Annotated in this window: 21 protein-coding genes and 1 pseudogene; 7 read left to right on the forward strand and 15 right to left on the reverse strand. The window is 37.8% G+C overall.

All coding sequences use genetic code 11. The features are described from left to right. Positions 1-197 precede the first annotated feature (197 nt). The gene (locus tag ACIQZD_RS13205) at positions 198-1,061 is read right to left on the reverse strand and encodes a LysR family transcriptional regulator (RefSeq protein ID WP_402903107.1); all 864 of its coding nucleotides are present in this window, start codon (positions 1,059-1,061) and stop codon (positions 198-200) included. A gap of 146 nt (positions 1,062-1,207) precedes the next feature. Here ACIQZD_RS13205 and ACIQZD_RS13210 point away from each other — a divergent pair, with 146 nt between their 5' ends. Beyond that, positions 1,208-2,335, forward strand: coding sequence for a 2-methylaconitate cis-trans isomerase PrpF family protein (locus ACIQZD_RS13210; RefSeq protein WP_402903110.1), 1,128 nt, complete (start codon positions 1,208-1,210; stop codon positions 2,333-2,335). A 507-nt stretch (positions 2,336-2,842) separates the two neighbouring features. Here ACIQZD_RS13210 and tcuA read toward each other — a convergent pair. Then, complete coding sequence (gene tcuA / locus ACIQZD_RS13215; protein WP_402903113.1) at positions 2,843-4,348, reverse strand: FAD-dependent tricarballylate dehydrogenase TcuA; 1,506 nt, start codon at positions 4,346-4,348, stop codon at positions 2,843-2,845. A 268-nt stretch (positions 4,349-4,616) separates the two neighbouring features. On the opposite strand from tcuA, the gene ACIQZD_RS13220 reads away from it, so the two are divergent. The 3 genes from ACIQZD_RS13220 to ACIQZD_RS13230 all read left to right on the forward strand — a co-directional run bounded on the left by ACIQZD_RS13220 (position 4,617) and on the right by ACIQZD_RS13230 (position 8,365). After that, the gene (locus tag ACIQZD_RS13220) at positions 4,617-5,477 is read left to right on the forward strand and encodes a LysR family transcriptional regulator (RefSeq protein WP_402903116.1); all 861 of its coding nucleotides are present in this window, start codon (positions 4,617-4,619) and stop codon (positions 5,475-5,477) included. 44 nt (positions 5,478-5,521) lie between these two features. Further along, positions 5,522-6,649 carry an AbrB family transcriptional regulator gene (locus ACIQZD_RS13225; protein ID WP_402903119.1) on the forward strand — a complete coding sequence of 376 codons (1,128 nt, stop codon included), beginning with the start codon at positions 5,522-5,524 and terminating at the stop codon, positions 6,647-6,649. A gap of 393 nt (positions 6,650-7,042) precedes the next feature. Next, positions 7,043-8,365: a CitMHS family transporter gene (locus ACIQZD_RS13230; RefSeq protein ID WP_402903122.1), complete on the forward strand. Its 1,323-nt coding sequence runs from the start codon at positions 7,043-7,045 to the stop codon at positions 8,363-8,365. 653 nt (positions 8,366-9,018) lie between these two features. Here ACIQZD_RS13230 and ACIQZD_RS13235 read toward each other — a convergent pair. Beyond that, positions 9,019-9,339, reverse strand: a complete 321-nt coding sequence (locus tag ACIQZD_RS13235; RefSeq protein ID WP_402903125.1) for a hypothetical protein — start codon at positions 9,337-9,339, stop codon at positions 9,019-9,021. Positions 9,340-9,671: 332 nt separating this feature from the next. On the opposite strand from ACIQZD_RS13235, the gene ACIQZD_RS13240 reads away from it, so the two are divergent. Beyond that, entirely contained in the window at positions 9,672-10,154 is a 483-nt protein-coding gene (locus ACIQZD_RS13240) for a DUF456 domain-containing protein (RefSeq protein WP_402903128.1), read from the forward strand. 203 nt (positions 10,155-10,357) lie between these two features. On the opposite strand, the gene ACIQZD_RS13245 is transcribed toward ACIQZD_RS13240, so the two are convergent. From ACIQZD_RS13245 to ACIQZD_RS13290, 10 genes and pseudogenes are all read right to left on the reverse strand, one after another. Next, a complete protein-coding gene (locus ACIQZD_RS13245) occupies positions 10,358-11,137 on the reverse strand; it encodes a sulfite exporter TauE/SafE family protein (protein WP_402903131.1) in 780 nt (259 codons plus the stop codon). 51 nt (positions 11,138-11,188) lie between these two features. Then, on the reverse strand, positions 11,189-11,416 hold the full coding sequence (locus tag ACIQZD_RS13250; RefSeq protein ID WP_402903134.1) for a sulfurtransferase TusA family protein: 228 nt from the start codon (positions 11,414-11,416) through the stop codon (positions 11,189-11,191). Between the two features lie 42 nt (positions 11,417-11,458). Then, a complete protein-coding gene (locus ACIQZD_RS13255) occupies positions 11,459-12,586 on the reverse strand; it encodes an MBL fold metallo-hydrolase (RefSeq protein ID WP_402903137.1) in 1,128 nt (375 codons plus the stop codon). A 47-nt stretch (positions 12,587-12,633) separates the two neighbouring features. After that, positions 12,634-12,911: pseudogene (locus ACIQZD_RS13260) on the reverse strand (DsrE/DsrF/DrsH-like family protein). After that, positions 12,908-13,480 carry a sulfurtransferase TusA family protein gene (locus tag ACIQZD_RS13265; RefSeq protein ID WP_402903141.1) on the reverse strand — a complete coding sequence of 191 codons (573 nt, stop codon included), beginning with the start codon at positions 13,478-13,480 and terminating at the stop codon, positions 12,908-12,910. The pseudogene ACIQZD_RS13260 and the gene ACIQZD_RS13265 overlap by 4 nt, the downstream one beginning before the upstream one ends. Positions 13,481-13,535: 55 nt before the next feature. Further along, the gene (locus ACIQZD_RS13270; protein ID WP_402903145.1) at positions 13,536-13,832 is read right to left on the reverse strand and encodes a rhodanese-like domain-containing protein; all 297 of its coding nucleotides are present in this window, start codon (positions 13,830-13,832) and stop codon (positions 13,536-13,538) included. Positions 13,833-13,850: 18 nt separating this feature from the next. Continuing rightward, a complete protein-coding gene (locus ACIQZD_RS13275) occupies positions 13,851-14,210 on the reverse strand; it encodes a rhodanese-like domain-containing protein (RefSeq protein ID WP_402903747.1) in 360 nt (119 codons plus the stop codon). A 22-nt stretch (positions 14,211-14,232) separates the two neighbouring features. Further along, positions 14,233-14,712, reverse strand: a complete 480-nt coding sequence (locus tag ACIQZD_RS13280) for a DsrE/DsrF/DrsH-like family protein (RefSeq protein WP_336866487.1) — start codon at positions 14,710-14,712, stop codon at positions 14,233-14,235. A gap of 120 nt (positions 14,713-14,832) precedes the next feature. After that, positions 14,833-15,138, reverse strand: a complete 306-nt coding sequence (locus ACIQZD_RS13285) for a monooxygenase (protein ID WP_402903147.1) — start codon at positions 15,136-15,138, stop codon at positions 14,833-14,835. A 39-nt stretch (positions 15,139-15,177) separates the two neighbouring features. Continuing rightward, entirely contained in the window at positions 15,178-15,438 is a 261-nt protein-coding gene (locus ACIQZD_RS13290; RefSeq protein WP_402903149.1) for a metal-sensitive transcriptional regulator, read from the reverse strand. 611 nt (positions 15,439-16,049) lie between these two features. Between ACIQZD_RS13290 and ACIQZD_RS13295 the strand changes: the two genes are divergently transcribed. Both ACIQZD_RS13295 and ACIQZD_RS13300 read left to right on the forward strand, forming a co-directional pair. Then, positions 16,050-17,684, forward strand: coding sequence for an acetolactate synthase large subunit (locus ACIQZD_RS13295; protein ID WP_402903152.1), 1,635 nt, complete (start codon positions 16,050-16,052; stop codon positions 17,682-17,684). Between the two features lie 28 nt (positions 17,685-17,712). Then, positions 17,713-19,146 (forward strand): aldehyde dehydrogenase family protein, encoded by a 1,434-nt coding sequence (locus ACIQZD_RS13300; RefSeq protein ID WP_402903155.1) that lies wholly within the window; start codon positions 17,713-17,715, stop codon positions 19,144-19,146. Between the two features lie 403 nt (positions 19,147-19,549). Here the strand turns inward: ACIQZD_RS13300 and ACIQZD_RS13305 are convergent, their stop codons facing one another. Both ACIQZD_RS13305 and ACIQZD_RS13310 read right to left on the reverse strand, forming a co-directional pair. Further along, the gene (locus ACIQZD_RS13305) at positions 19,550-19,951 is read right to left on the reverse strand and encodes a YybH family protein (protein ID WP_402903158.1); all 402 of its coding nucleotides are present in this window, start codon (positions 19,949-19,951) and stop codon (positions 19,550-19,552) included. Between the two features lie 140 nt (positions 19,952-20,091). After that, positions 20,092-20,898 (reverse strand): sugar phosphate isomerase/epimerase family protein, encoded by an 807-nt coding sequence (locus ACIQZD_RS13310; protein WP_402903161.1) that lies wholly within the window; start codon positions 20,896-20,898, stop codon positions 20,092-20,094. Between the last annotated feature and the right edge of the window lie 5 nt (positions 20,899-20,903).

Raw genomic sequence — 20,903 nt, forward strand, 5'->3', positions numbered from 1 at the left:
TAGCTAATAAATATTACATATTATTTTCTTTTTCCTGTTGCTTTGTTTTCTATTTTTAGAATAGTTCATATCATTAAATAAGTGAAATACATATTTTTTTTACTTTTTCGAAAAAAAAACTTATAATCCATTTTATATTAAATTGATAAATCAAAAAAGCACAATGAAATTGGCAATAATTTCATTGTGCTTTTTCGTTAAAGATTGGAATTTTTATTCAAGAAATCAATAAAGTTTTTCACAGTAGAGAGTTTTAAAGAATCCTGGTTGTACATTAACCATGTATTTCTTAACACCGGCTTCCCATTTTTGTAGGATAACCCGTATGTATGCAAATTATCTGAAGGCTGCAGGCATATTTCTGGCAGAATAGAAACACCAAGATCATTTTTGACCATCTCTTTGCACGTCTCCTGCCGATCTGTTTCCATAGTTACGAATGGTGGCTCCGGGAATCTATCATGCCACCAGCCATTTATTAAGTTTTTTAAAGAACTGTCGGTTTTATAATTTATGAATGGAACATCTGGTAAATTATCCAAGTCTACCTCTTTCTTAGAAATTAAACAAAGTCTTTCTTTATGCAGTAGCGATTTGATTCCATACCATTCATAATTTCCACGCAGAATGCCTAATTGAACACTAGAGGAATCCAGAAGATGCATGATTTCAGTACTCCAGCCTGTATTCACATTAAATTGTACATGAGGATATTGTGTTGAAAACTTTTTCAATATTTCTGGTAGTTTATATTGGGCAAAGTTGCTGGAAACGCCAAGCCTTAACGTTCCTCTTACCTCATTTTTCATATTCAGCATATAATCTTTCGTTTTTTGCAACTTTTTCACCATTTCTTCCGCATAGCCCGCTAAATGTATCCCTTCTGAAGTGAACTCAATTCCTCCTTTTATTTTGAAAAATAAGTTCGTGCTAAATTCTTTTTCCAAATTTTTAAGCCGGTACGTTAACGCCGGCTGGGATATATATAAACGCTCTGCGGCACGGCTAATGTTTTTTTCTTCATATAGTACCCTTATCGCAATCCAATCTTTTTCGTCCACTTAACCATCTCCCACTTTTTGATTATAAGTTTTTTTATCATTTTTATTAAAAAAATATGTATTTTACTTATGATTGAACTTATCATACTATATTTTCAAAGGAACCGGTAGTCTTTAAATATTGATTGAAAAAGGGTGGTTATACAATGAAAGTGCCAGTAGTTGTAATGCGCGGCGGGACAAGTAAAGGTGTGTTCCTTAACTTTGAACATATGCCTTCGAATCCCTCACACTGGGAAGGTTTCTTACTTGACGTGATGGGCAGTCCTGATCGGAGACAGATTGATGGTCTTGGAGGAGCGAATTCATTGACAAGTAAAGCAGCGATTATCAAAAAATCAGATTCACCAGAATTCGATGTGGAATATACATTTGCTCAGATTAGCATCGATAATCAAATGGTTGATTTTAAAGGAAATTGTGGGAATATTTCATCTGCTGTAGGACCATACGCAATTGAGCAAGGATTAGTCCCTGCGAAAGAACCTGTTACAACGGTGAAAATTTTTAACGTGAATACACAAAAATTGATTATTGCAGAAGTAGAGGTTGAAAATGGACAAGTGAAATCAGAAGGATGCTGTTCAATTCCTGGGGTTCCTGGTAAAGGATCACCTATCTATCTTTCTTTTACTCGTGCAGAAGGAGCAGTTACAGGAAAACTTTTCCCTACAGGAAACCCGATTGACATGATAAAAACCAAGGATCGACTGATTCAAGTTTCAATTATTGATGTTGCCAATCCACTCGTTTTTGTAAGGGCACAGGATATTGGTCTAAGCGGGAGCGAGTTGCCTACTGATTATTCACAGGAAAAATTAAATGAACTGGAAGAAATTCGGTCAATTGCAGCTGAAATGTGTAAATTTTCCGATAAGAAATCAGCTACTGTGAAATCTCCTGCTGTGCCTAAAATGACCCTAATTGCTCCTCCTATGGATTACGTCGATCTAAACGGATCGGAAAGAAAAGCGTCAGAAATGGATTTGATGATCCGAATGATGTCCATGCAAAAGCCCCATCAAGCGCTTGCTATTACAGGAGCCATCTGTGCAACAGCAGGGGCTTACTTACAGGAAACGGTTTTATCTGAGATGGTGAACATTAAGCAGGAAATTTTTCGTTTAGCCCACCCGGCCGGGATAATGGAAACAAAGGTTGATTTCTTGGCAGGACACATACGCGCCATTAAAGTGGTACGCACAGCAAGAATCATTTTGGAGGGATACGTGTACACGAAAAAAAATTATGATCTTTCCTATCAATTAGCTTAATTTGAATTCATTTCAGCACAAAAATTTATTTATTAATTGGAGAATTCAAATGTGGGTCATCACAGTCTTTTTAAAAGAAAATATTAAAGGTAATAAAATTCTTTCTGAAATTGTTTACTTCAATGATCCTTGTTTTGTATAAGTGAGTATTCAATAGAGCCCAGACTTTAATGTATTTAACCAAAACAATGCCTTCAAAATTCACTAATAATCTAGGAAAGAGAATAGAAAACCTAGGAAAGCTAAAACTCTTATACAAATTTGGGTATAGATACTTAATCCAGGTTTTCATAGTAACTAGAGTAAATATACAAAGAAAGCTAATTGCTTTATATCTTCCTTATTTAGGGAAAAATATCAACATATAGATTTTTAATATTTTAAAATACCAAACAGCCAAGGACTTTTTTAAGCCTTGGCTATTTTTCATTCTTCTACTTCACGTATCCCTATCATTTTTTTGACTCATTCTTTTCTAATAAACCATTCAAGGAAAAGACTCAGTGATTATTGGATCGTTTCAACCTTATCTTGAGTATAGTGGGCTGCGGATGAACCAGCTAATTTTCCAAAGACTGCTCCAGACATTAACCCGGATCCACCAGGATAGTTTTCATAAAAAATCCCCCCAATCATTTCACCAGCCGCAAAGAGACCTTTTATCGGTTGTTCTTCTTTGTCTAACACATGACCCGTTTCATCTACATGCAAGCCACCGAACGAGAAGGTGATTCCGCACGTTACAGGAAAAGCATAGAATGGACCTTGCTCAATTCGAAGTGCCCAGTTGGATTTAGGAGGAGTAATTCCTTTCGTCCCTTTGCCATCTTTCTCTGCGGGTCTATACTCGCCATCTTGTACCGCACTGTTATACTCTTCGATCGTTTTAAGAAATTGTGTTTGATTGACCGGCAGTAAACTAGCCAACTCTTCAAGCGTATCTGCTTTATAAATAGTCGCTTCTTCAAGGTCATATTCTTTACGCAGCATCGGGCGTACCTGTGCATCATAAATTTGATATGCTACATGTCCAGGCTGTTTTAATACCTCACGGCCGTATTTGGCATAGGTGTAATTTCGTAAATCTGCTCCTTCATCAACAAACCGTTTCCCTTCATTATTAAGCATGACGCTGTACGGATAAGAATGCTTTTTAAATATATCTCCCGGCTTCGTGAAGTCCCCTACTTTTGGCGCATTATAATCTGTCCCAATAGAATGACATCCAGACCACTGCCCAAATTTTTGAGCACCCACTGCCATAGCCATGGAAATGCCGTCTCCTGTGTTGAACTCGGTTCCACGAACAATAGCCGCTTCCCATTCTTCACCAATATTTTCACTTCTCATTTTCTTATTGGCTTCAAAGCCCCCACAAGCCAAAATCACACCGGATGTCTGAACAGTTACCATTGTATGATCCTTCTCAACAACGACACCGGTTATTGTGTCATACTCTGATATAAGCTCCACAGCACGTGAATCGTACCAAACGTCGATGCCGATTTCTTCTGTCCGCGCGAAGAGCTGTCTCATTAAGCCAACGCCTTTATCCTCCGTTTTGATAGGCAGTCCTCCCCAGAAATTGCGCTTGCCATCTTGTACGAAGGATTGATTTTCATAATTCAATTCAAATTTTATTCCCTGATCACGCATCCACTTAATTGTTTCATACGATCTAGAAACCAGCTGTTTTGCTAACTCTGGATTACTTTGTCCACCTGTTACTCGCATTAGATCATTGTAATAATCGGATTCCGTGTATTCAGGCATTACAATTAACTCGGATTCTTCATCTGTTAATTCAGGTATTATATTTCTGATTGCGTCTAAATTATTGTATGCAACACGAATGGCCCCATCCGTAAAGAAAGAGTTCCCTCCACGCTTTTCCACTGGTCCCCGTTCTAATACAAGAACTCTAGCACCACCCTCTTTTGCTGAGATTGCGGCACATAAAGCTGCGTTTCCTGCCCCTACTACAACTACATCATAATTTTGTGTATTTGACATTTTTACCCCTCCTGTTAAGTAGTGATAACTCTTCATGTAAATAATAAGTGAAAATAAAGAATAAAAATAATATTGTTTTTTTATTCATTGCCATAGAAAAATTTTATGAAAGAACGCTGGAAACGTAAAACTATAGTGAGTCTGTTGATTTACATAAAAAGATAGATTTCTTTTTTCATTAGTTGTATTATACTTTTAGAAATCAAATAAATTATCATTATTTATAATTACCCATAAATATTTTTTATGGTTAAAGGAGAAAAATTTTATGGATGAAAAAGATTGGCTTATATTAATTACTCTTTACGAAGAAAGAAATATAACAAAGGCAGCACAACGACTATTTATTTCTCAGCCAGCTTTATCCTATCGTATAAAACAGCTGGAAAAAGAGTTCAAAACAAATTTAATCTCTAGAGGCAAAAGAGGTGTCGAGTTTACAGTTGAAGGGGAATACCTCGTTCAATATTCGAAAAATATGCGTAAGCAATTAGGAGCTGCAAAAGAACACATTTCAAATTTGGATAAAAAAGTAAAAGGAACTTTGCGATTGGGTGTATCTGGCTTGTTTGCCCGATATAAACTACCAGTATTATTAAAAGAATTTCTAACCCTATATCCAGAGGTTGAAATCAGTTTGAAAACTGGATGGAGTTCTCAAATTCATCAAATGCTTCAAAAAGAAGAAGCACATCTCGGGATAGTTAGAGGTCCTTACAAATGGCAGGAAAATAAAGTGTTATTTCAAGAAGAAAAGATTTGTATTGCCTCCAGTAAAAAAATTGAATTAAAAGAACTTCCTTTTCTTCCTAGAGTTAATTATCAGACAGACCAATCGTTAAGTAATACTATTGAAAACTGGTGGCAGGAAACATTTGCGTTACCACCTAAGATTTCAATGGAGGTAGATCGGATTGAAACATGTAAGGAACTGGTTCTTAATGGTTTAGGATATGCCATTTTACCAGAAATCTGTATTAAAAATGATGATCCACTGTATACTTTCCCCCTTGTATTAAGCGATAATAGCTATTTGCTTAGAGAAACTTGGGTTTTTTATCGGGATGTCTCTATGGATTTGGCACAAGTAAAAGCATTTATTAATTTTCTTAATGATACTAAACAATGATAAGACGAAACGAAGTAAAACTAATACAAAGGAAGAGAATTATTATGAAAAAGTGGGATTTAAATAATGCAAGCAAGACAATCCAATTTTCTGCTGCACTTCTAACTGCTTTTATTGGAGGCGGCCTTTTCTCTCTTATCAGGTTTCCAATCCCCTGGCTTCTTGGTCCAATGGCAGCCCTATTAATTGCATCACGCTTCAAAAACGTTAAATTAATTTGGCCCGTTTCGATGAGAAATACTGGGTTAATTATTGTAGGTTATTCAATAGGCATCTCCTTTACCAAGAGCTCACTGTCTGATATGATTAGTCACCTTCCCTCAATGTTGATCCTTACAACCTTAATTGTCCTTGTGTGTGCATGTTCTGCTTTTGTTATGTCAAAATATTCCGGCATTGACTATCCTACCTCTTTAACGAGTAGTATTCCTGGAGGTTTATCACAAATCGTTGTGTTTGCAGAAGAAATGAAAGGTATTGATATTACGACAGTAACCTTTTTCCATGTTACAAGAGTGATAATGGTTGTTTTCTTAGTTCCCCTTTTAATTATCAGTCCCATTTTTGCAGCGAATAGTACCAATGGTTCCTCTAAAATAATGGATAACGTTATTCCAGAGTGGAGTGATTTATTTCCTCTTATCTTTCTGTTCGCCCTTATTTGTTTTCTCGCAGCAAGAATAGGTAAAATTTTCAAATTACCAGCTCCTTACTTTTTAGGACCAGTAATCGTTGCTGCTGCAATAGGTCTTATAGGCTTGCAGGGACCACCACTTCCTCCTTCACTTCTTGATATATCTCAATTTATGGTTGGCGGTTATATCGGTTTACTATTAAAACCGGAACAACTTGACAACAAAAGAAAAACCTTATTATTGGCTTTGATGAACGGACTAATTTTGATCTGCGCAACAATGTTTTTTAGTTTTCTACTGACCCAGTATTATGATTTATCGACTATTACGGGTTTTTTAAGTTTAGCCCCTGGTGGAATGGATCAAATGGGAATCATTGCACAAGAAGTAAATGCTGATGTATCTACTGTTACCAGCTATCAACTATTTCGGATGGCTTTTATTTATGCCGCAGTGCCTCCATTACTAAAATTGGTATTAAAATTAAGTTTAAGAAAAAAAGACAAGAACAGTAATGTAAAACTAAATGTTAAATAAAAAAGGAGGAAGCTTTGCTCAAGGACAATGAAAAAGTCTTATTTATAAAGAAAAGAAGGTTATCATACACAATATTTAGATGATGACCTTCTTTTTAACACTAAAAATAGCATTAAATTTTTAAAAATTTCTTTATTGTATCTCTTATCCCTTGGCTTTCATTGCCCTCTCCGCAATCTTTTTTTAAGAATAAATTATTTTGATACCAATACAAAAAAAATATGTATTTAACTTATTGTTCTCCCTGTATTACCTTTAATAAAGAAAAGCGCATAAGCATAGTGTAAAACTTATTAGTCTACCAGTTAATTTTTCTGAAGAGTCACAAAATTATTTCTTAGTCATCCAGTGATCATTTGAAAGCGCATTCAAAATATGGGAGGGGATTTAATAATGTTTCTTACAATTTTAGGCATCTCCATGGTTACCGTTTTTACCTATTTAATTATGTCCAAACGTTTATCACCCATTGTTGCTTTAACTTTAGTTCCGATCGTTTTTGCAGTGGTTGGTGGTTTTGGAAGTAAAATTGGCACTATGATGATGGAAGGCATTAAGCTAGTCGCTCCTTCTGCAGCTCTATTATTATTCGCCATATTGTTTTTTGGTATTATGATAGACACGGGCTTATTTGACCCACTTATCAAAAAGCTATTAAAAGTTGTCAAGGGAGATCCTGTCAAAATTTCGATAGGTACCACAATTCTTGCATTACTCGTGGCCCTAGATGGAGATGGTACAACAACGTATATCATTACTGTTTCAGCCATGTATCCACTTTATAAACGAATCGGTATGAATCCATTGGTTTTAGCCACAGTAGCCATGCTAGCTTTAAGTGTTATGAGTGGTATGACCCCCTGGGGTGGACCTGCTACCCGAGCAATAGCAGTATTGGGACTTGATGCATCCGAATTTTTTGTTCCACTTATTCCTACCATGATCGGTGGTGCTCTTTGGGTTATTTTCGTCGCATTTATTTTAGGGAGAAAAGAACGTAAACGACTGGGTGTAATACACATTGAAGAGTTGAAAAATGAAATTGCTGCTACTGTAGAAAATGAAGCCAATGATTCATTTCCTCATATTGACATTAAACGCCCTCGTTATTTGTGGGTAAACTTACTAATTGTGGTAGGCATTATGGTCATTCTTATTATGGGATTGGTACCTTCCCCTATTTTATTTTTGGTCGGTTTCGCTATTGCTTTAATGATTAACTACCCTAATCTGGAAATGCAAAAAAGACGTATCTTAGCACATTCTGGAAATGCTCTAATTGTTGTTCTACTAGTTTTTGCGGCTGGAGTATTTGCAGGAATCTTTTCCGGTACAAAAATGGTTGATGCTATTGCTAATGGACTGGTTGCGATAATACCTGCTTCATTAGGACAGTTTTTCCCTGTCATTGTTGGCATTACAAGTATGCCATTCACTTTCGTTTTATCGAATGATGCCTATTATTTTGGAGTTCTCCCCATTCTTGCAGAGGCAGCTTCTTCCTATGGTATTAGTCCGTTAGAAATTGCTCGGGCTTCTATATTGGGACAACCCGCTCATTTAATGAGTCCACTTGTTGCATCAACCATTCTATTAGTTGGCATGGTTGATAAAGACCTTGGAGAATATCAGAAATTCGCTTACAAATGGGCCATCTTGACATCGTTAATCTTAACAGTATTAGCTATAATTAGTGGCGCTATTTCTTTTATGTAAATTATAAAAGTCTTTGTATACTTGTTTGCTAGTAAATATCCGCAGGATCCTTTCCACAAACAATTACTAAGGACTTTTGATCAATTTCATAATGATGAGGAACAAACAGCACTTGAAAGAAAAACTCGGTGGCTTATCAACAGATAATTACATATTCTTCAAATGGTACTCTCTAATACCCCATTTAAAAGACAATGAAGAAGATGAAATTAAACCCTCTCTTAAATAAATAGCCTAAATAGATATAGCATCTGATAATGTTTAGGGTTACTACATATGGAGGTTTTAAATAATTTAATGGAGGAGCTTTGGGATTGTACGAATGAATACCCAAATATTGAGCATGAAAAAATAAAAAATCTCTTACAGCTACTCGATCAAGAATAACCAAAAGAATTAATTGGGAAGAAGCAGTTAGTATAATGCAATTCTTACTTTATTTTATTATAAATGCACTATAAATATTTTATTGTTTGAAAGTTGAATAAGTAATAAGCTGCCTTAAAGACATCTTCAACCTTATTGATTGCTCTCAAATGACAACCAATTGTATTTGAACTATACCGTAAAAAACTTTTTCAAAAGCTAAAAGCAGTTGTATTTCTTAGAAGAAATCAACTGCTTTCTTTTTTTTATTTTCCCATATGGAAACCTTACTTAATAAATCCATTGAGAAATTGATATAACTCTTCTAATTCACTTTCTTTTGCCACAATACAGTTAGGGTATTGTTTTATCTCTGCTACGCTGGATAATTTAAAATCATTGGGAGTCGGGAGTCCAGAAGCACAAATCATTAAAAAGTCAGCAAAGTGAATTAACCCAGTCACTGATGACGTTTTTATGGTCATTTGCCCCATTGCTCGCCCTGCAAACAAACCCTTCATTGCACTTTTTCCACTTGTTCTTTCTATTACTATTCTACTTTCGTCTATTATTACTTTTGTTCCTGATTTTAAATCGAAAGTCTTCATCTTTAACCTCCTACTTTTCCTTTAATATTACAACATCTTTATAAGGAAATGGCTTATATATGTCATTTGCTTGAAAATGATCTTCAACTAACCTGCCCAGTTTTTTGAATAAGAAAAAGGTTGTCGCAACAACCCTAGTTAAAGTGTTATTATAAGGATTCATCAACAAGTTCTTTTTGGCAATTCACTCTAATTTTACGGATTATACATCTAATTTTAATAAAAGTGTGATGGATTCGAATATACAAAAAAAGAATAAATGGTTTTTGTCCCTAAATAGAAATATAATTTAGTAGGTATATGATAAGTAAGTACGAAAAGGTGGAGTTTTATTGGATATTTTATGGTGGGGGTTAACGATCGTCTTATTTGCTTTAAGTTTTGTAGGAATTGTCTATCCTATTATTCCTTCGGTTGTTGCTATTTGGGGAGGATTTGCAGTTTATCAATTCCTCATCAATTCTGATGGGTTATCGTTATGGTTCTGGATCAGTATGGTTGTGTTGAGCGGTGTATTAATCGCGGCCGACATTATCGCAAATAGTTATTTTGTTAAAAAGTATGGGGGGTCAAAAACATCCGAGACAATAGCAGCTATTGCCACGATTGTTGGTTCATTTGTCTTTCCTCCTTTTGGAATAATTCTCGTACCATTTTTAGCAGTCCTCGTTTCGGAATTAATCATTCAAAAAGATATAATGAAGGCTACTAAAGTTGGGTTTGCAACAATCATCGGTTTTTTAGGCGGCAGTTTAGCCAAAGTATTAATTCAATTATTGATGATTGTTTGGTTTATTTTAGCGGTAATTTTTTAATTATTTGTCAACGGCCACAATAAGAAAAAGCTGACTTTCAACAGTCAGCTTTTTCTATTAACAGAAGTCCCATTGACTTATCTGGTACAAGTTAATAAGAAAAAAGTGATGGAGGAAAAGGAATTAGTGAACAATTCTTTAACGATAGAACTCTTTTAGAATACTACTATTATTTTCACACCTGCTTCCTTCCTGGTCAAAACTCAAGACATGATCCCCACCCAAGTTTTCACAGCCGTTGCTAAAATCAATATAGCCAGTATGACTTGCAGCACTTTTACATTCATTTTTTTACCAGCCATCGCCCCAATCGGAGATGCCATTAAACTAGCAACTACCATGATCAATGCCGGATAGAAGTCAACTTGACCCGTTGAGATTTTCCCTGCTGTTGCACCAATGGATGAAATGAAAGTGATTGCTAATGATGATGCAATCGTTACCCTGGTTGGAATTCTTAAAACGATAAGCATGATCGGAACTAATAGAAAGCCCCCTCCGGCACCGACTATCCCGGCACCTAAACCTACGATTAAGGCAAGGATGGCCGCAAGCCATTTGTTGAATGTAACTTGATCCAAAGGGATGTCATCTATCCCTTTCTTCGGAATGAACATCATGACAGCAGCTATCAACGCCAAAATGCCATAGACGATATTCACTCCGTTTTCCGACATCGATTGTGATCCGAAACTTCCAACCACGCTTCCGATTAACACACTGATCCCCATATAGAGAATCAGCGTTTTATTTAAATGTCCGCTCTTACGATAGCTCCATATACCTCCGATGGAAGCAAATAAGACTTGTACAGCACTTATACCTGTCACATCATGGGCACTAAATGCCGCTAAACCGAAGATTGGGGGAATAAACAGCAGCATTGGATAATTTATTATCGAACCGCCGATGCCGAGCATTCCTGAAACGTATGAACCTATAAAGCCAATCAAAAAGATGGTCATGACAAAGGTGATATCCATTGTAAGTGCCTCCCTCAAAAGAAGGGAACCCTAATGGTTCCCTTCTCTTTATCAGCCTTTTCTAATCCAAAATTTCAGTATATCATTTTCTTCTGCCGTTTCCACCAGTTCATGGCCACCGGATTTTGACCAAGCGGCTAAGTCGGCTTTAGCTCCTTTATCGGTTACATGTATTTCCAGCACTTGCCCGGTTTGCAAATCATTCATCGCTTTTCTCGTTTTAACGATCGGCATTGGACACGCTATTCCCTTAGCATCTAACACTTTATCTGAATGCATATTTCATTCCTCCTATTTTCTTGGCTTCTTTTTTTATCGGTATTAACGAACCGCACAGCGATTTGGCCCGATTTCCATTTCGCGCTGTTTTTCATCATCAGGCTCGATTTTCCCCATATTGGTTTCACGAATTTCTTGATAAGCGTTTGGCTGAGGCGGTAAATTACCTGTTACCAGCTCTCTGAATTCCGTTTCATCTGCAATGTTCAATCCGTGATTTTCAGCAAACAGCGCATCCAACTTTTTAGCGACACTTCCATCTTCATTCAATTCATCAATGATCATAAAATGTGATGGCAATACGATTAACTCGTCTGATAATTCTCTATAACGTGTATACAGTGTTTCTCTCAAGTCGCCGACCCAATCCTCAGCCAGCCCTGCTAGGTCCGGTCTGCCAATCGAATCAATGAATAGTATATCCCCGCTTAGCAAGTATTTTTGATCGACCACAAATGAAGTCGAACCAATGGTATGGCCCGGGGAATATAATGCTTGGATATCAATCGCAGTATGACCAATCGTTATCACTTTCCCGCCTTCTAATGGCTGATATTCAAAAGTTACTTCAGCCGCATCTTTTGGCGGCAGCCAGTAAGCTGCATTTGTTACTTCCGCTATTTGTCTTCCACCTGAAATATGATCGGCATGTAAGTGCGTATCTAGAACATGTGTAATTTTCACGCCGATATCATTGGCGAAATCAAGGTAGGCATCAATCATTCGAGTAGAATCAATAACGGCTGCTTCACCATTGGAAACGACCATGTAAGATAAACAGCCTTTACCAAGTCGAACAAATTGGAAAAGTTCGCCGCCATTGGACAATTCGCCGATCCTCACTGGTTCCAAATGTTCACTCCATGCTTTCATGCCGCCCTTTAAATAAGAAACATCCAATCCAGCTTCAGATAACATTTCAGCTACCATAACGGATGAGCCTTCCTTTGCACAAACTACCAGTATTTCTTTATTTGCCGGGATTTGATCGAGAATTTCTTCCACGCCATCCAGTAGATCAAAGTAAGGGATATTAAGGAATTCAAAATTCTGCCCTTCAATTTTCCAATCATTGTAATCACTTTCATTTCGAACATCCAAAATAAATAAGTCAGTTTTATTGATTACTTTCTTTGAAACCTCAGCGGCTGTCATTTGCTTATACGCCATATTTTATACCCCCTATAGTATTAATGATTTCAAAAATTTTTCCTTCATTAAAAGGTTAATGTAACATCAGCATTCTTGGCGAACTCCGAAAATGTTACCGCTCCACCTACTTCGATACCGTCAACAAGCTTCTTATTCCATGCCCAAAACGTCCATGGTCATTTGACACCCAATAAACTTGACCGTCCATTTCCTGTGCCATGGTAACTAATTCTGGAATGGAAGGAACATTGGCCTTTCTAATGCCTTCGAAATTAAAGCAAATCGCCACTTCTTGATCTGTTGCTTCTGCCGTTGTGATGTTAAACACTTTATACTTTTTTATTCATTCACGGATTTTTGTGAAGGACCGTTCCATTGGCTCATGCCGGGTACAACATTGAATACTCGTTCAAAACCGGCCGCCGTCAGTTTTTGTGCAGCAAGATCACTTCGACTGCCTGTACGGCAAACCACAAAAATCTGTGACTCTTTATCAAGTTCACCCATATTTTGTTCCAATTCACCCATTGGAAGGGATCTAGCTGCTGGAATATGATTAAAAGCATACTCTGCCGATTCTCGTACATCCAGGATGATCATATTTCTGTTTTCTTGCATTAGTTGAAGAAGTTCTTCATTTGAAATGATTTTTTCATGCTTCTTCACTGCTGTTTCTTCTCCGATTGCTTTCCGAAGATAATGTTTTAGTGTTGTTCCTTCTTCAACCGTACCCAAATATTGGTGACCTGAACTTTCCGCCCAAGCTTTCATGTCGGCGGTTGACCCTTTATCAGTTGCTTGAACTTCGAGTACTTCCCCCGCTTCCAGCCCATTCATGGCTTTTTTCGTTTTTACGATTGGCATTGGACAAGCTAAACCTTTAGCATCCAAAACGGAATTTGTTTTAATCATTTTTTATTTCCTCCTTGTATCCTTTATAGGGATGGGGGTATATTCGGATATAAAATTATTCTGTGGGACCTTCCCATTCATTCATACCACCCATCATGTTCAACACCTTATAACCATGTTCCTCAAGTAACTGTGCCGCCCTTGAACTTCTGCCCCCTGAACGGCAGACGATGATATATTCTTTTGCTTTATCCAGATCCTGCATTCTAAATTCCACCAGACCCAACGGGATATTCAAAGCATTTGGTATTTTCCCTGCCTTTACTTCATCCACCTCCCGCACATCAATAATATGGACTGGCGAGTTTCCCTTCAATAAAGCGTTCACTTCATTCGGTAAAATTTCTTTCATTTTTTTAAGATCCTCCTTTTATTCGTGCCAAGAACTCATGCCGCCTTTTACGTTGGTGACTTCATTAAACCCGAGTTTCTTCAATGCTTTACTCGCATTACTGCTCCTCATCCCGCTTTGGCAGATTACAACCACTTCTTTATCTTTTGAAAGTTCATATGCCCTTTTTCCAAGTTCATTTAGAGGTATATTTTTAAAGTCCTTAATGTGATTGCCCCTATATTCATTAGGAGTACGGACATCAATGAATTGCTTATTTCCTTTATTATTCAACACAGCTTTTAACTCAGCCGCATTTATTTTTTTTATCCCCTTTGCCGGGACAAAGCGCTGATATAAAAACCAAACGATGTAACCTAATATGATGAGATTAAACATAGTTCCCATTTGAAACCCCCATTTATATAAATAAGTTTACATTTCCATCCTCTGCTTCAGCTAAATAAGCTGCAACACCTGCATACTCAATTCCATCCAATAATTCCTCTTGCTGTAAACCCAATAAATCCATTGTCATCGTACAGGCTATAAGTTTGATTTCCTGTTCCTGGGCCAACTCAATTAAATTTGGGAGTGACATGGCGTTATGCTTTTTCATCACATGTTTGATCATTTTAGGCCCCATCCCAGCAAAGTTCATGTTTGATAGACCCATTTTATCAGAACCACGCGGCATCATTTTTGCAAACATTTTTTCAAGAAATCCTTTTTTTAATGAGATCGGCTCATCCTTCCTTAAAGCATTCAATCCCCAGAATGTATGGAAGATGGTCACTTCATGATCGTAAGCCGCCGCCCCATTTGCAATGATATAAGCAGCCATAGCCTTATCATAATCACCACTAAATAATATGATCGTCGTTCTTTTCTTTTCAGTCATTATGTTTTCCCCCTGATTTATTTTTCATTTCACTTAAATACCCTACGGGGTATATAATATTCTAAAAAATATAGTTCGTCAACCCACTTCACTAAAAAACGAATGGAATGGGTTTTTTCTTTATTTAATTGGTCCATGGTTAATTGTAGTCAATCCTTCATTCACTTCGAATATTTTTCCATTAACCTTCTCTATACCAAACCCTTTTAACCGAGCTGTGTGCATAGTCAAGTATTTACATGCGGATTCTTTCGTTTCAAACAGATAAATGCCACCTACTTCCTTTGCCTCACTGTCTTCGGTCCAAATCTTCCAGATCAAGCCTTCTTCATCATTAATGGCTTTTGCTAAATCAGTAAATTCATTGACCATTTCGTGGCCAAATGGCCCCTCCATTTTAAAATCCACTTGTAAAATATAAGTCATGAAAAACACTCCTTTTTCTACTGTTCAGGTCAAATTCGTTTACCTGCTTTTAATCAGTAAATTAACCGCTTCCTTGACTAAATGATCAGTACTTTCGCCTTTCTCGACGTTTTCCCGAACGCATTGCTCTAGATTGGCACTTACGATGACACCCATGGTCCTATCGATGGCATTACGTGCAGCCGACAACTGAGTGACGATTTCCATGCAATCTTTTCCCTGCTCCATCATTCGAAGAACACCCTTGATTTGTCCTTCAATCCGCTTCAAACGATGAATGCTGCTTTTATTATACTCCATAGTCCGCCTCCCATCTATTTACAAATAGTCATAATGAATATATTCATTACCCTCTTTATCAACATTATCGTGCATATGATTATAAGCCCATAGCCAAATATATCGCATTTTACTCGCGAGTTTGCACGATTTACTCGTGAATTTGAGCATTTTACTCGTGAGTTTGTGTTTTCTTAACTTGTGAGTTCATATTATACCTATAGGGGTATATTGCCAAGCCGTTTTATTCACACTTTTATTTAAAAATAAAGCAACCTAATACTAAAGACACAAGTTTACAAATACATTCAACTAGTGAAAGCCGAATATAAAACGTACATATTATGTTCGAAGTCATCTCTTGAAAATGGCTTTCCTTCAGTTTCCACGTTAAATAAATATTGCTGAAATCCGGGCCGGATTTTTAGCGCATCAGTAGTATGGCGTGATGCTTCTGTTTTCGGTCAAATATTATTATATAGATTAGAACTGGCTTCCATATTCCCCCTCCTAGTTATGACACATAGAGTTGCAAATGTTCGAAATGGTTTTAATATACGCAAGTACATAATTTCTAGTGGGCAAAGCCAACATATAGGGAAAGAAATTGAAATGGTCGAGGAGGGAATAATTTGAAGGCATCTGATTTGTTTGTAAGATGTTTAGAGAATGAAGGGGTTCAGTATATTTTTGGGATACCTGGTGAAGAAAATACGGATCTTATTGATTCTCTAATAAACTCTGATATTGAATTTATCTTGGTTCATCATGAACAAGCTGCTGCTTTTATGGCAGATATATATGGCCGGCTAACTGGAAAGCCTGGCGTCTGCTTGGGCACATTGGGGCCGGGTGCAACTAATTTATTGACTGGAATAGGAAATGCTTATCTGGATTATTCCCCTGTTGTCGCGATTACAGGTCAGGCGGGCCTTGATCGCATTCATAAGGAGTCGCATCAATATGTGGACATTATTGGCGTTTTTGAGGAAGTAACGAAATGGAATCAACAAATTAAGGTACCAAATACTATTCCGGAAATTATCCGTAAAGCATTTAAGACAGCTGTCATTGAAAAGCCGGGAGCCGTACATATCGAGCTCCCTGAAGATGTGGCGATGATGGATACAGAAGGTGAACCACTAAGGGTTACACCAATGCCAAGATCTCGCCCTGCCGAGGAAGAAATCAAAAAAGCCGTAGAATTAATCAATCGCGCTAAAAAGCCGATTATTCTAGCTGGTAATGGCGTAGTTCGCGATGAAGCTGCTGAGGTTTTGCGGAAATTTGCAGAAGAGAAGCAAATTCCCGTTGTAAATTCGTTCATGGCCAAAGGAGTTTTACCTTCTGACCATCCATTGACCCTTTTTACAGTAGGGATGCAAGCAAGGGATTATGTTCTATGCGGGTTTGATTTGGCCGACCTTATTATCACCGTCGGCTATGATTTCGTCGAGTATTTGCCAAAGTATTGGAACGATGAGGCAATGAATCCGATTATTCATATTGATGCCCGACCGGCTGAGATTGATGCCTATTACCCCGTACATGCTGAATTGGTCGGGAATGTTACTGAGGCACTTGAAGCCTTGACCACTGGTGTAGCTAAAAGAGAACTTTGGCCAGAAGTTAAAAGGTTAAGGTCTCAGATTGTTGAAAAGCTTCATTCTTCGGATGAAGTATCAGGAAGCCCTATCATCCCTCAGCGAATTATTGCCGATATAAAAAAGGCGGAAAAAGGGAATGCCATTGTCATTTCGGATGTGGGCGCCCATAAATTATGGATTGCCAGGATGTATCAGCCGGAAAAGCCTAATCACACGATCATTTCTAATGGCTTTGCATCAATGGGTATTGCGGTTCCCGGTGCCATTGCGGCCAAATTGGCAAAACCTGATAAACCTGTCATTGCGGTTACAGGGGATGGTGGATTTCTGATGAATGGGGTTGAATTGGCAACTGCCAAACGTCTGGGTCTTGCCTTCGTTATTGTCATATTCCATGATTCAAAATTTGGCCTTATCGAGTGGAAGCAATTGAATAAATTTGATCGTACGAATGCGATTGAATTTACAGACCCAGACTTTTTAGGATTCGCAAAAAGTTTTGGGGTTAAAGGAGTGAAAGTAACCCACTCCGATGAATTGCTTCATGCATTAGAAGAAGCGATTTCGAGTCAGGAAATTGTCCTGATTGATGTGGATGTCGATTATTCGGAAAATGTAAAGCTATCGAAAACACTAGGTGATTATATTTGTAAATTATAAAGAGCATGTATTATTGGAGGAATGTCAAATGAAGAAAAAGTGGCAATTGTGGATCGGTGGCAAATGGCGGGAGGCTAAATCGTATGAGCCTTTATTCAACCCCCATACAAATGAAGAAATTGCACAAATCGGACAGGCTGAACCAGCAGATGCCATTGAAGCGATTGTTGAGGCAAATGCCGCTTTTCAGAAATACCGATCCTACCCGGCTCATGCACGAGCGGAAATTTTATTTAAAGCTGCAGCAATCATGGAAGAACGCAGTGAAGAACTTGCGAAAATCATTTCTCTAGAGGCGGCGAAAACGATTCGAAATGCTCGTGAAGAAATGAATCGTACGGTTCAGACCTATCGTTTTGCTGCAGAAGCGTCCAAGAACAATTATGGAGAACAAATCCCGATGGATGCGGCCGTGGGTGGGGTAAACCGCTTTGGCTTCACGGTTCGCACCCCGATTGGCGTCGTTACTGCGATTACACCATTTAACTTTCCCTTTAATCTGGTGGCACATAAAGTTGGTCCAGCTATTGCGGCTGGAAATTCGATTGTGTTAAAACCTGCCGAACAAACCCCGTTGAGTTCAATGGTTCTTGCCGATATTTTTAAAGAAGCAGGGTTGCCAGACGGAGTATTGAACATCATACCGGGCAAAGGGGATGTTTTGAGTGAAGCACTGACCACCCATCCACATGTAAAAAAAGTGACTTTCACAGGCAGTGTAGAGGTCGGACACCTTATCCAGCAGCAGGCAGGCTTCCGTAAGCTTACGCTTGAACTCGGATCTAATTCGCCGTTCATCATTGATGAAGGAGTCGACATCGATAAAATCATTCAAAGAAGTGTAATGGGGTCATTTACGAATAATGGACAGGTATGTATCTCGATTCAACGAATTTATGTCCACCAATCACTATACCAACAATTTTTAGATCGATTCGTCAGTGCAACAAAACAGCTTGTCATCGGTTCACCCCTGGAGGAAAATACAAATATTACAGCGGTTATTTCAAAAAAATCATTGGAGCGTTTACAAAGTTGGCTTGACGAGGCAGTACAGGAAGGAGCAAAAATTGAGTGCGGCGGTACAGTGGAAGGCAATGTACTATTGCCTACCGTCTTAACCAATGTAAATCGTGACTCAAAGGTATTTCGTTTCGAAGTATTTGGTCCAATTGTCTGCATTTTCCCATTCGATACGCTGGATGATGCCATCAATGATGCAAATGATTCACGTTACGGATTGAACTCAGGAGTGATGACTCCGAGTATAGAACGAGCTTTTTATGCAGCGGAACGCTTGGAAACAGGTGGAGTTGTAATCAATGACATCCCAACTTACCGGATTGATAATATGCCTTATGGTGGCTGGAAGGACAGCGGTGTTGGCCGAGAAGGCGTTAAATATGCGATGCATGAAATGATGGAGCAGAAGTTTATCAGTTTTAAAATAAGTGACAATTGAACATAGGGGATAATTATAAACCCGTATTATATGAGACGGCGATATCTTAAAGATTTCGTCTTCTTGTTTTGTCGTAAAATACTGTTTTTATTGTAGTCTTTGTTCTTAATGGGCGCAATCAGAAATTTTTATTCTTTCTTGAAGTTCTGCACGATCTCGGTCTCAATATGTACTATCGAGAAAGAATGGAGCACCTGATTTCAAATTATCCTTTATGGTTCGAGTAGTATCAGCTTCTCTCGTTCATCAACAATGAAATGAAGAACCAATATACAACTTGCCGCGTCGAACTTCAAGTCCGAAAGTGGTAAGTCGTAAATTATTCCTTGAATGAGATAGAAGATATTTATTTGCTGAGTCTTGAAAAAAATAAAAAGCCACCATATACGGCAGCTTTCACTTATTACTTCAATTCTTCAATTATTTCAGTACCATAAGAGTTGTCGATTATGCAGCGCCATGTACCGGTGGAATCCTTTTTAAATACATATGTCGCGGTTCTTTCCATAGAGAATTCGGAATCTTTCTTTTGATTGGCACTTAGCTGGGCTTTTGCCACAACCAATGCCGTATCACCCGTTTCGATTATTGCCATCTTATCTTGATTGACGATTAAGCTGTGATTAAAGTATTCGGCGATAGCAATGAATTCCCGACGAATTTCCGCTTTCCCTTTTGCAAATGTTCCAGGTTTTACAACTAAAGTTGCATCCTCTGAATAGAACTCCATTAAATGATCGAAATCCTCATTATTTATTGCCCTGTCCGCATTTTTTATGATTTGTTCCAGCTCATGATTCTGCATATTCACCATCCTATTCAGCTTCTCTTAATTGGACCGCTCTTATACCAATTGATGTTCGACTGTCATGAGGGGATATCCTGCTCAAGAAGCATAAAATTTGATATCCCATCGTATATCTTCAGCTAAAATACGTAAAGAAATCAATATGTCAGTTGCTGTTTCCATTGTTCTAATGAGGCAAGCAAGTTAGGCATTCCTTCCTGACCGAAATATTCCAGAGAAACAAAGCCTGTATAATTTCGCTTTCTCAATTCTTCGAGTAAGCGAATATTGTCAACATCCCCACTAAAAATGGGTGCTGGTTTGTTTTTATATCGCTCTTTGTGATTGTAGTGATAATTTTTTAAATGTACATGGCTGACATGGGGGAAGATGGATTCCAATACCTCCTTCGGATTCAATTGATCAACGTATAAGTTAGCACCATCGAAAATCAGTTTTATCCGTGGATGGTCAATATCTTCTAAAAGCCTTTGAATGGCTTCGAGGTTATCAGCAAAAGAGTCATAGTGAATTTCTATTGCTACATCCACTCCATAGAGATCGGCCATTTGCCCTAATTTATTTAATTCGGTTGCCGTTTCCGACCATTGCTCTGGTGAGGCATTCCTTGATGCTATATGTCCTGCAAAAGTCCGTATTAATGGGCAGTTTAATTGATGAGCCATATCTAACAATTTTCTTGCTTGATTGATTTCATTTTGATGTTCTTTTTGGTTCCAGAGTTTTGAAAAAGTCGTATATCCACTAATGGATGGTATTTGTAAATCATTGTTTTCAAGTAATTTGGCTAACTTGTCCAGTGGTCCGTGCTTCTCCTGAAATCGTTCTATATGTTTATTCCATAATTCAAGTCCTTTAACATCCGCTTGCAACGGAAGCAGCCAATTTATTATTTCTTCTATGTCCCATTCTTTAAATCCTGTAGTGCATAAACTCAGTTTCAATGTAA

This window comes from Peribacillus sp. NPDC096447 (assembly GCF_044762725.1).
Taxonomy (GTDB): Bacteria; Bacillota; Bacilli; order Bacillales; family DSM-1321; genus Peribacillus.